12 protein-coding genes are annotated in these 10,637 nt (G+C 71.9%); 7 read left to right on the top strand and 5 right to left on the bottom strand.

All coding sequences use genetic code 11. The features are described 5' to 3' along the window. Positions 1-1,574, bottom strand: a 1,574-nt coding sequence (ctaD, locus tag ACXJKF_RS15765; RefSeq protein WP_456788656.1) for an aa3-type cytochrome oxidase subunit I, incomplete at its 3' end; no start/stop codon positions are given. Continuing rightward, entirely contained in the window at positions 1,574-2,455 is an 882-nt protein-coding gene (ctaC, locus tag ACXJKF_RS15760; RefSeq protein ID WP_456788655.1) for an aa3-type cytochrome oxidase subunit II, read from the bottom strand. The genes ctaD and ctaC, both read right to left, overlap by 1 nt. Before the next feature lie 246 nt (positions 2,456-2,701). Here ctaC and ACXJKF_RS15755 point away from each other — a divergent pair, with 246 nt between their 5' ends. Both ACXJKF_RS15755 and ACXJKF_RS15750 read left to right on the top strand, forming a co-directional pair. Beyond that, positions 2,702-3,895 (top strand): cysteine desulfurase family protein, encoded by a 1,194-nt coding sequence (locus ACXJKF_RS15755; RefSeq protein ID WP_456788654.1) that lies wholly within the window; start codon positions 2,702-2,704, stop codon positions 3,893-3,895. Beyond that, the gene (locus ACXJKF_RS15750; protein ID WP_456788653.1) at positions 3,892-4,113 is read left to right on the top strand and encodes a sulfurtransferase TusA family protein; all 222 of its coding nucleotides are present in this window, start codon (positions 3,892-3,894) and stop codon (positions 4,111-4,113) included. Before ACXJKF_RS15755 ends, ACXJKF_RS15750 begins: the two co-directional genes overlap by 4 nt. Positions 4,114-4,158: 45 nt before the next feature. Here ACXJKF_RS15750 and erpA read toward each other — a convergent pair whose 3' ends face one another. Together erpA and ACXJKF_RS15740 are read right to left on the bottom strand one after the other, a co-directional pair. Further along, a complete protein-coding gene (gene erpA, locus ACXJKF_RS15745) occupies positions 4,159-4,521 on the bottom strand; it encodes an iron-sulfur cluster insertion protein ErpA (protein WP_456788652.1) in 363 nt (120 codons plus the stop codon). Positions 4,522-4,633: 112 nt separating this feature from the next. Continuing rightward, the gene (locus tag ACXJKF_RS15740) at positions 4,634-5,815 is read right to left on the bottom strand and encodes a glycerate kinase family protein (protein ID WP_456788651.1); all 1,182 of its coding nucleotides are present in this window, start codon (positions 5,813-5,815) and stop codon (positions 4,634-4,636) included. Between the two features lie 50 nt (positions 5,816-5,865). Here ACXJKF_RS15740 and nadA point away from each other — a divergent pair, with 50 nt between their 5' ends. Genes nadA through ACXJKF_RS15715 form a run of 5 tightly spaced genes read left to right on the top strand, consistent with a single transcriptional unit; the run spans position 5,866 to position 9,259 of the window. Continuing rightward, the gene (gene nadA, locus ACXJKF_RS15735) at positions 5,866-7,056 is read left to right on the top strand and encodes a quinolinate synthase NadA (RefSeq protein WP_456788650.1); all 1,191 of its coding nucleotides are present in this window, start codon (positions 5,866-5,868) and stop codon (positions 7,054-7,056) included. Between the two features lie 4 nt (positions 7,057-7,060). Next, entirely contained in the window at positions 7,061-7,660 is a 600-nt protein-coding gene (locus tag ACXJKF_RS15730; RefSeq protein ID WP_456788649.1) for a DJ-1/PfpI family protein, read from the top strand. Next, a complete protein-coding gene (locus ACXJKF_RS15725; RefSeq protein ID WP_456788648.1) occupies positions 7,657-7,986 on the top strand; it encodes an antibiotic biosynthesis monooxygenase family protein in 330 nt (109 codons plus the stop codon). The genes ACXJKF_RS15730 and ACXJKF_RS15725 overlap by 4 nt, the downstream gene beginning before the upstream one ends. A 10-nt stretch (positions 7,987-7,996) precedes the next feature. Beyond that, positions 7,997-8,539: an acyl-CoA thioesterase gene (locus tag ACXJKF_RS15720; protein ID WP_456788647.1), complete on the top strand. Its 543-nt coding sequence runs from the start codon at positions 7,997-7,999 to the stop codon at positions 8,537-8,539. Between the two features lie 21 nt (positions 8,540-8,560). Further along, the gene (locus tag ACXJKF_RS15715; RefSeq protein ID WP_456788646.1) at positions 8,561-9,259 is read left to right on the top strand and encodes a VOC family protein; all 699 of its coding nucleotides are present in this window, start codon (positions 8,561-8,563) and stop codon (positions 9,257-9,259) included. Here the strand turns inward: ACXJKF_RS15715 and ACXJKF_RS15710 are convergent. Then, positions 9,252-10,631, bottom strand: coding sequence for a M20/M25/M40 family metallo-hydrolase (locus tag ACXJKF_RS15710; RefSeq protein WP_456788645.1), 1,380 nt, complete (start codon positions 10,629-10,631; stop codon positions 9,252-9,254). The genes ACXJKF_RS15715 and ACXJKF_RS15710 overlap by 8 nt on opposite strands. Positions 10,632-10,637: the final 6 nt, after the last annotated feature.

Below are 10,637 nucleotides of genomic sequence, written 5' to 3'. Positions count from 1 at the left end.
AAGTTGTGCCGCGGCGGCGGGCAGCTGGTGGCCCACTCGAGCGAGGCGCCGTAGCCCCAGGGGTCGTCGACGGTGACGAGAGGCGCGTTGCGCCACGTCGTGTAGACGTTCCAGAGGAACGGCAGCGTCGAGGCCGCGAGGATGACCGCACCGATGGTGGAGAGCTGGTTCATCCACGTGAAGCCGTCGTCGGGCGAGTAGTCCGCGTACCGGCGCGGCATGCCCTTGACGCCCAGCCAGTGCTGGATGAGGAACGTGGTGTGGAAGCCGATGAACAGCATCCAGAAGTGGACCTTACCCAGCCGCTCGTCGAGCATCCGGCCCGTCATCTTGGGCCACCAGAAGTAGAAGCCCGCGAACATCGCGAACACGACGGTGCCGAAGACGACGTAGTGGAAGTGCGCGACGACGAAGTAGGAGTCCGACAGCGGGAAGTCGAGTGCCGGGCTGGACAGGATGATGCCCGTCAGGCCACCGAACAGGAAGGTGACGAGGAACCCGATCGTCCACAGCATGGGCGTCTCGAACGTGAGCTTGCCGCGCCACATCGTGCCGATCCAGTTGAAGAACTTCACACCGGTCGGGACCGCGATGAGCATCGTCATGAACGCGAAGAACGGGAGGAGCACGGAACCCGTGACGTACATGTGGTGGGCCCACACCGTCACCGACAGTGCTGCGATCGCGATCGTCGCGTACACCAGGCCCTTGTAGCCGAAGATCGGCTTGCGGCTGAAGACCGGGAGGATCTCGGTGATGATGCCGAAGAACGGCAGCGCGATGATGTASACCTCSGGGTGCCCGAAGAACCAGAACAGGTGYTGCCACAGGATGGCTCCCCCGTTCTCGGGATTGAACACCTGGGCGCCGAGGCGCCGGTCCGCACCGAGCGCGAAGAGCGCGGCGGCCAGCGGCGGGAACGCCATGAGCACCAGCAGCGACGTCACCAGGGTGTTCCAGGTGAAGATCGGCATCCGGAACATGGTCATGCCGGGCGCACGCATGGTGACGATGGTGGTGATGAAGTTGACGGCACCGAGGATGGTGCCGAAGCCGGCGAGCGCCAGGCCGAAGACCCACAGGTCACCGCCGAGCCCCGGTGAGTACACGGTGTTCGACAGGGGCGCGTACGCGAACCAGCCGAACGACGCGGCGCCCTGCGGCGTGAAGAAGCCCGCTCCGGCGATCGAGCCGCCGAAGAAGAACATCCAGTACGCGAGCATGTTCAGCCGCGGGAACGCGACGTCGGGGGCACCGATCTGCAGCGGCATGATCACGTTGGCGAACCCGGCGAACAGGGGGGTCGCGAACAGCAGCAGCATGATCGTGCCGTGCATGGTGAACGCCTGGTTGTACTGCTCGCGGGACTGGAAGATGTCCATGCCCGGCGCGAAGAGCTCGGCGCGGATCAGCAGCGCCAGGATGCCGCCGATGGCGAACCAGACGAACGACGTGATCAGGTACAGGTAGCCGATCGTCTTGTGGTCGGTCGAGGTGATCCACTTGATCACCGTGCGCCCCAGGGTCTGACGCGAGGGCGCCAGGCCGGGGATGTGCTCCGCGACGGCGGCCATCAGTTCTCACCTTCCTGAGGAGTGCTGTCCAGGTCCTGCTGGCGGCTGTACTCGAGACCGAGCGAGCCTTCCTGACCCTTGGCCTTCAGCTCCTCGATGTGTGCGTCGTACTCCTCGCGCGACACCACCTTCACGTTGAACAGCATCGACGAGTGGTACTCGCCGCAGAGCTCCGCGCACTTGCCCAGGTAGTCACCCTCCTCGGTGGGGGTGACCTGGAACGTGTTCGTCTTGCCCGGGATCATGTCCATCTTGAAGAGGAACGCGGGGACCCAGAACGAGTGGATGACGTCGCGGGAGTCGAGCGTGAACTCGACCCGCTCGTCGACGGGCAGGTACAGCGTGACCTGGTCCTTGAGCACGCCGGTGCCGGCGGAGCCGACGTCCTGCGCGTGCTGGCCGGTCTCGTACGCGTCGTCGTCGAGGTAGTTGAAGTCCCAGCTCCACTGCTTGCCGATGACCTGCACGTGGACGTCCGCCTCGGCGGAGGTGTCCACGATCGCCGAGGTGTCGCGGTTGGTGTAGTAGAAGAGCACGCCGACCATGATGATCGGCAGGATCACGTACATGACCTCGAGCGGCACGTGGTACCGCAGCTGCACGGGGAGGGTGTCGTCACCCTTGCGCTTCCGGTAGACGGCGACGCACCACAGGATCAGGCCCCAGGTGATGATGCCGACGATGAGCGCGGCGATCCAGGAGCCGACCCACAGGTTGGTGATGCGACCGGTCTGGTCGGTGATCTCGGCATCGGAGTTGCCGGGGAGCCAGCCGCGCTGCACCTCGGCGGAACAACCGCTGAGTGCGACGGCGGCGACGCCAAGCAGACCGGCCAGCAACACGGCTGGTCGCCGCGTGCGACGGGGGGTGTCCGGGTGCAACGGGGGGACCTCTCACTCGCGTCCCGTCGACACCCCTGCGTTGCAGAAGGGCACCGTGCGGGACCTTCGTCCTCGACCTGTGCAGCCTAGCGCGCCGACCAGATCCTTTCGTGCTGACGACACCCGTTGACGACACCGTGTCAGCACCATCACACCCCGCCTCCTTCACGGGACCTGACCGTCGCGACGGGTCGTTGCCGGGTGGTCCCGCGCCTGGTGGCGGCTCTGCGGGGTTACGGTGCCCCCGTGAGCAGCCCGTCCGACCACGACCGCGCCGACAGCCCGGCGGCCGAGCCTGTGACGCACGCCACTGCCCGCCGGGTCGTCCTGGACGCCGGCGGGCGGGCACCGCTCCTGCCGGAAGCACGCACGGCGTTCCTCGAGGCGCTCGACCAGGGCTGGGCCGACCCCCGGCGTCTGCACGCCGAGGGGCGACGGGCGCGGATGCTGCTCGACGGCGCGCGCGAGGCGATCGCCGCATCGGTCGGGGCTCGCACGCCCGAGGTCGACCTCGCCCCGTCGCACACCGCCGCCCTGCACGGCGCCGTCCGCTCCGTCGCCCGCGGTCGCCGCCGGTCCGGGTCGCAGGTCGTCGTCAGTGCCGTCGAGCGCGCGGCCGTGCTGAACGCCGCGGACTTCGCCGGGGACCGCGCGACCGTCGCGGTCGACCGGGACGGTCGGGTCGACCCGCAGGAGTTCGCGGCCGCGCTGTCCCGCCCAGGCGTGGCGCTCGCCGCTCTGCAGCACGCGAACGGCGAGGTCGGGACCCTGCAGCCCGTGGGAGCCGTGCACGACGCCGCGCGCGCAGCGGGCGTTCCCCTGCTGGTCGACGCGGGCGCGAGCCTCGGCCACGTCGACGTCGGCGACGCCTGGGACCTGCTGGCTGCGGACGCGGGCGACTGGGGCGGTCCGGGTGGGCTCGGGGTGCTCGTCTCCCGGTCCGGGGTCCGGCGGTCGCCCGACTGGCCGGAGGACGAGGACCGGTGGTTCCCGGGCGGGGTGAGCGTGCCCGCCGCGCTGGCGGCCGCCGTCGCGCTCCAGGTGGCGCTCTCGACGCGGGCCGCCGACGACGCCGCCCGTCGCCGGCTCGTCGACACCCTGCGCGCGCGGGTCGTCGCGGAGGTCCCTGACGTCGACGTCGTCGGCCACCCCGTCGAGCGGCTCCCCCACGTCCTGACGTTCTCCTGCCTGTACGTCGAGGGAGAGGCGCTGCTGACGGCGTTCGACACGCGCGGCTTCGCAGTGGGGTCGGGGTCGGCCTGCACGTCCAGCGCCGTGGAGCCGAGCCACGTGCTGGCCGCCATGGTCGCGCTGACGCACGGCAACATCCGGCTGGCCCTCCCCCGTGGCACCACGCAGGAGGACGTCGAGCGCTTCCTGGCGGAGCTGCCCGGCATCGTCGCCGGCGTCCGGCAGGCCTGGGGGGTCGGCGGACTGTGACGACCGTCGACGCGCGCGGGCTGCGCTGCCCTGCACCGGTGATCCGGCTCGCGCGGGCCGCTGCCGAGGCGCCACCGGGGACCGAGCTCACCGTGCTGGCCACCGACCCGGCGGCGGTGCACGACGTGCCCGCATGGGCACGCATGCGTGGTCACGAGATGGTCGGCGCGACCGAGCAGGACGGTGTGCACTCCCTCACCGTGCGCACGCACGCATGACGACGGCCCGGTCCCCCGAGGGAGACCGGGCCGTCGTGGCTCAGATCAGCTGAACGAGCCGCCGCACGCGCAGGCGCTGCCGGCGTTCGGGTTGTCGATGGTGAAGCCCTGCTTCTCGATCGAGTCCGCGAAGTCGATGGTCGCGCCGTCGAGGTAGGGCACGCTCATGCGGTCCACGACGACCTCGACACCGTCGTAGTCCTTGACGACGTCACCGTCGAGGACACGCTCGTCGAAGTAGAGCTGGTAGATGAKGCCGGAGCAACCACCGGGCTGGACGGCGACGCGCAGACGGAGGTCGTCGCGGCCCTCCTGCTCGAGCAGGCTGCGGACCTTCGAGGCGGCGAAGTCGGTGAGGAGGACKCCGTGCGTCTCGGTCGCGCTCTGCGTCGCGGTGGTCTCGCTCATGGGTCTCTCCTGGGTGCTCGCTGGACAGCAGATCGTGTGCGTCAACCTCGGCAACAGCACCGAACGCGAGGTTGTTCCCGTCCAGGGTACGACTCCCACGCCGGACTTCCGCTCAACGTGACCAGGTTCTCGCTACGCGGGCGACGCGCGCGGCGAGCGTCTGCACCGGCGCGGCGAGTGCGGCGGCCACCTGCTCGGGGTTCTCCCCCACCGCGTAGGCGGCCGTGATCCCGGCGGCGGACAGCTCGCGACGACCGACCAGCACCTCCCCCGCCACGACGACGGTCGGGACCGCGTGGGCGAGCGCACGCGACGCCACCTCGGACACGACCTTCCCGTGCAGGGACTGCCAGTCGAACCTGCCCTCGCCGGTGACGACGACGTCGTGGTCCGCGATCAGGTCCCCCAGGCGAACGGCGTCCGCCACGAAGACCGACCCCGGCACCAGCCGTGCGCCGAGCAGGGCGAGCCCGAAACCCAGGCCGCCGGCGGCTCCCGCCCCGGGTGCGGCCGTGAGCCGCGCCGCCGTCGACGTCGGGCGTGCGCCGGCGAGGAGGTCCGGTCGGACGGCGTCCCCGAGCGCCGTGGTGGCCGCGTGCGCGAAGTGGCCGAGCGCGCGTTCCAGGGCCTGCGCCTGCTCGGGGGTCGCCCCCTTCTGCGCGGCGAACCCGGCGCTCGCGCCGTGCAGACCCAGCAGAGGCACGTCCACGTCGGTGGCGACGACGAGCTCCACGCCGCGCAGCCGGTCACGCAGCTCGCGCAGCCCGGTGAGGTGCTTGGGGGTCACGTCCCCGAGCGACCCGCCCCCGGCACCGAGGACGTCGGCCGGTCCCGGCAGCCCGAGGGCGCGGGCGAGGCCGACCAGAGCGCCCGCGCCCGCGTCGTTCGTCGCGGAGCCGCCGAGCCCGACGACGACGCGTCGGGCGCCCGCGTCGAGGGCGGCGGCGAGTAGCTCCCCCACGCCGCGGCTCGACGTGCGGGTGGGGTCGCGCAGCCCGTCCGGCACCAGCGGGAGGCCGACGGCCTGCGCCGACTCGACGTACGCGGTCGTCCCCACGAGCAGGACCACCGCGGGGACGGGCACGCCGACCGGCGACGTGACGGTGACCGGGAGGAGCTCACCACCGAGCGCCGACTGCAGCGTGGCGACGAACCCGGGGCCTCCGTCCGAGAGCGGGCACGTGGTCACCTCGTCGTGCGGCGCGGCCGTCCGCCAGGCGCCGGCGACGGTCTCGGCAGCCTCGGCGGCCGTCAGGCTGGAGCCGAAGCTGTCGGGGGCGATGAGCACGCGCACGGCCGCATCGTGGCACGGTCCGCCACCGTGAGCTGTGCGAGGATCGCCGCGTGAGCGTGAGCACCTTCTCCGAGCCGGCTCCGTCGGCCCTCCTGCTGCTGGGCCGCGGTGTCGACCTGGCCTCCGAGCGCGGCGTCGAGTGCGTCGGCGACCTGCCTGCACCGAGCGACCCGGACCTCGTCGAACGCGCCCGGGCGGCCCGTGCCGCGCTCGGCTCCCGCGCGTTCGTGCTGGGTCACCACTACCAGCGCGACGAGGTCATCGAGTTCGCCGACGTCACGGGCGACTCGTTCAAGCTCGCGCGTGAGGCGGCTGCTCGGCCCGAGGCGGAGTTCATCCTGTTCTGCGGCGTCCACTTCATGGCCGAGTCCGCGGACATCCTCACCTCCGACCACCAGCAGGTGATCCTCCCGGACCTCGCCGCGGGGTGCTCGATGGCGGACATGGCGGCGATCGACCAGGTCGAGGACGCGTGGGACGTGCTGGCCGACGCCGGTGTCGCCGAGTCGACCGTGCCGGTGACGTACATGAACTCGGCGGCGTCCATCAAGGCGTTCACCGGGCGGCACGGCGGGACGATCTGCACGTCGTCCAACGCGCACGTGGCGCTGCGCTGGGCGTTCGACAAGGTGGGCGGGCTCAACGGCACCGGCAAGGTGCTCTTCATGCCCGACCAGCACCTGGGGCGCAACACCGCCGTCCAGCAGCTGGGCCTGTCGCTCGACGACTGCGTCGTGTTCGACCCGCGCAAGCCCGGTGGCGGCCTGACCGTCGACCAGCTGCGCGCCGCGCGCATGATCCTGTGGCGTGGCCACTGCTCGGTGCACGGCCGCTTCTCGGTCCGGAACGTCACCGACATCCGCGCGGCCGTCCCCGACGTGACGGTCATCGTGCACCCGGAGTGCCAGCACGAGGTGGTCCTCGCCGCCGACCTCGTCGGCTCGACGGAGTACATCGTCAAGGCGCTCGACGCCGCCGCGCCGGGCAGCTCCTGGGCCGTCGGCACCGAGCTCAATCTCGTCCGCCGGCTCGCGGCCGCGCACCCGGACAAGAACATCCACTACCTCGACTCGACGGTGTGCTTCTGCTCGACCATGAACCGCATCGACCTACCGCACCTGGTGTGGGCGATGGAGTCCCTGGTGGCGGGCCGGCCGGTCAACCGGATCGTGGTGGACGCCGACGACGCCCACTGGGCCCGCGTCGCGCTCGACCAGATGCTCGCCCTGCCGGGGTACTGAGCCGATGTCGACCGGACACCATCTGCGCGTCGGCATCTTCGTCTTCGACGACGCCGAGGAGCTCGACGTCGTCGGGCCGTACGAGGTGCTCGCCTACTGGGCACGGCACTCGGAGCTGCGGCCCGAGGTGGTGACGTTCTCGCCCGACGGCAACGGCATCCGCTGCGCCAAGGGCCTGCGGCTCGTCCCGGACCTGGGTGCGGACGACGTCGGCCCGCTGCACGTCCTGGTCTACCCGGGCGGCTTCGGCACCCGCGCGCTCCTGCGCGACCCTGCCCACCTGGAGTGGGTGCGCGGGATGCGGGCCTCGACCCCGCTCATGACCAGCGTCTGCACGGGCGCGCTCGTGTACGCCGCCGCAGGTCTGCTCTCCGGTCGGCCTGCGACCACCCACTGGCAGGCCTTCGACGAGCTGGCCGTGCTCGACCCAAGCGTCCTGGCGGACACCGAGGCACGGTTCGTCGACGACGGCGACATCGTCACCTCGGCCGGGGTCTCCGCGGGGATCGACATGGCCCTGCACCTGGTCGCCCGGCTGGAGTCGGTGGACGCGGCCCGCGCCGTGCGCCGCGGTATCCAGTACGACCCCGAGCCGCCCGTATGACCGCACTGCTCGACGCCCCGGTGCTCGAGCACGCCCTCCTGCGGGTGCGCGCGGGCGAGGAGGACGCGTTCGAGGCAGCACTGACCCAGGCGCTGCCGCTGGTGGCGAGCGTCCCGGGCTTCCGCGGGATCCGGGTGTCCCGTGGCGTGGAGAGCCCGGGGACGTACCTGCTGCTCGTCGGGTGGGACTCGGTCGAGGCGCACGAGGTGGGGTTCCGCGGGTCTCCGCAGTACGCGCGCTGGCGCGAGCTGCTGCACCACTTCTACGAGCCGTTCCCGGTGGTCGAGCACTTCGTCCCGGTTCCGGTCGAACCTACTCACGAGTAACATCGCGGGAATGACCCGGATGATCCAGCTCGCGCTGGCCACGACGCGCCCCCGCCGAGCCGTTCCCGGCCGGGGCGTGCTCGACCCGTCGGTCACGCAGATGCGGGTCCGCGTCGGCGACCTCGACTTCTACCGCCACGTGAACAACGGCGTGTACCTGCAGATGATGGACGTCGCACGCAGCAACTTCCTCGCGGACCTCGGCGCGTTCAGCCTGCTGAACGAGCGCGGCTGGTATCCCGTCGTCGCCTCGTCGACGATGTCCTACCGCCGGTCGCTGACCCTCGGTCAGCGGTTCGAGATCACCACGCGCCTGCTCGGCTGGGACCCCCGCTGCGCCTACCTCGAGCAGACCTTCACGCGTGGCGGTCAGCACGTCGCCCGCGGCGTGATCGCCGGCCGGTTCCTCGGCCGTGACGGCTCGCGCGTGCCCGCCCCGGACGTCATCGACCTCATGGGCACGCACGACGGCCCGTCGCCAGAGCTTCCTGCCGACGTGCAGGCGTGGGCCGAGGCTGTCGGCGTGGCGCACCGGGAGCAACCCGCCAGCTGAGGGCCCTGGTTGGATGAGGGGATGGCCCGTGCCGTCCCCATGCTCCCCTGTGGCCCCCTGGACGAGACTCTCGACTTCTACCGGGCGCTCGGCTTCGACGTCGTGGAACGTCAGGAGCGGCCGTACACCTACGCGGCGATGCGTCGCGACGACATCGACCTGCACGTCTACGGCATGCCCGACTGGGACCCGGAGAAGTCGCACTCCACCTGTCTGATCGTCGTCGACGACACCGAGGCACTCTGGGCCGAGTGGGCGGCGGGGCTGCGGAACCGGTACGGACGCGTGCCCCTGACCGGTCTCCCCCGGATGACCCGGCCGCGCCGCCGGGCCAACGCCGGCGGGGCCAGCGGGTTCTCCGTCGTCGACCCGAACGGCAACTGGATCCGCGTCTTCCCGGACCGCACCCCGCCCGCGGCCGAGCCGGGCAGCCGCCTGGCTCGCGCCGTCGAGAACGCGGTGGTCCTGGCCGACTCGAAGGACGACCTGGGCCAGGCGCTCAAGATGCTCGTCGGAGCCGAGCGCCGGGCCGACGACGACACCCCGCCGCAGGACCGCCTCGCCGCGCTCGCCCTGCTGGCCGAGCTCCAGGTCCGCGCCGGCGCGCCCGACGACGCACGCGCCACGCTCGCCCGCCTCGACGCCCTGATCGTCGAGGACGGACCGGAGGTGGCGGCCGTGCGTGCGCAGGCGCGCGAGCTGGCCCGCGACCTCAGCTAGTCGCCAGCCGCTCCAGCAGGAGCGCCTCGGCGAGGACGACCTTCTCCAKCTCCCCCAGGTGCACCGACTCGTTGGCGCCGTGCGCGCGGCCGTCCGGGTCCTCCACGCCGGTGACCAGGATCGCCGCGTCCGGGTAGACGCCCAGCAGGTCGGCGATGAACGGGATCGACCCGCCGACGCCGATGTCCACCGGCTCCGTCCCCCACGACTGCGCGAACGCCCACCGCGCGGCCTGCATCGCCGTCGAGTCGGCCGGCGCCTGGAACGGCTTGCCCGTCTCGCCGTCCGTCACGGTCACGTGCGCACCGAAGGGCGCGTTGTCGACGAGGTGCGTCCGCAGCGCGTCCATCGCGGCGTCCGGGTCCTGACCCGGTGCGAGACGGACCGAGAGCTTGGCCGACGCGCGCGGGGTGATCGTGTTCGACGCGCTGGCCACCCGCGGGGCGTCGAACCCGATGACACCGATCGCCGGGCGGGTCCACAGCCGGGCCGTGATGGGTCCCGTGCCCGCGAGGCGGACCCCGTCGAGCACGCTCGCGTCGGCGCGGAACGTGGCCTCGTCGTAGTCGACCGCAGGGTCGGGCGCCCGGACCAGGCCGGCGACGGCGACGTTCCCCTCGTCGTCGTGCAGCGTGCTGATGAGGCGCGCGAGCAGGGTGGGCGCGTCGAGGACCGCCCCGCCGAACATGCCCGAGTGCACGGCGTGCTCCAGCACGGCCACCTCGACGACGCAGTCCACGAGCCCACGCAGCGACGTGGTCAGTCCCGGCACGCCGATCGCCCAGTTGGAGGAGTCCGCGACCACGATGACGTCCGCGCGCAACAGGTCCTGGAAGGTGTGCAGGAACGGGGCGAACGTMGGCGAGCCGATCTCCTCCTCACCCTCGATGAACACGGTGACCCCCACACCGAGCTCGTCACCCAGCACCCGCAGGGCGCCCACGTGAGCGATCACGCCGGCCTTGTCGTCCGCGGCGCCGCGCCCGTAGAGGCGCCCGTCACGCTCGGTCGGCTCGAACGGCGGGCTGTCCCAGTCGGCGTCGTCCCCGGGCGGCTGCACGTCGTGGTGCGCGTAGAGGAGGACCGTCGGGGCACCCTCCGGAGCCGGGCGACGGCCGACGACCGCGGGCGCTCCCGACGGCACGGACAGGACCTGGACGTCGTCGAGCCCGGCACCGCGCAGCAGCGCCACGACGGCCTCGGCGCTCGCAGAGACGTGCGCCTGGTCGAACTCGGCGTTGGACACGCTYGGGATGCGGACGAGGGCCTCCAGGTCGGCGCGCAGCGCGCCGAACGCGGCCGCGGTCCGCGCACGCAGCGCGTCCGTCCGGTCGTCGGGGACAACGGAGGAGGAACGGGAGGCGTCGGTCACGGACCA

It is taken from the genome of Cellulomonas sp. P5_C5, from assembly GCF_054049655.1.
Note: the sequence above shows the minus strand (reverse complement) of the source record. Positions and strands in the feature narration are given on the sequence as shown.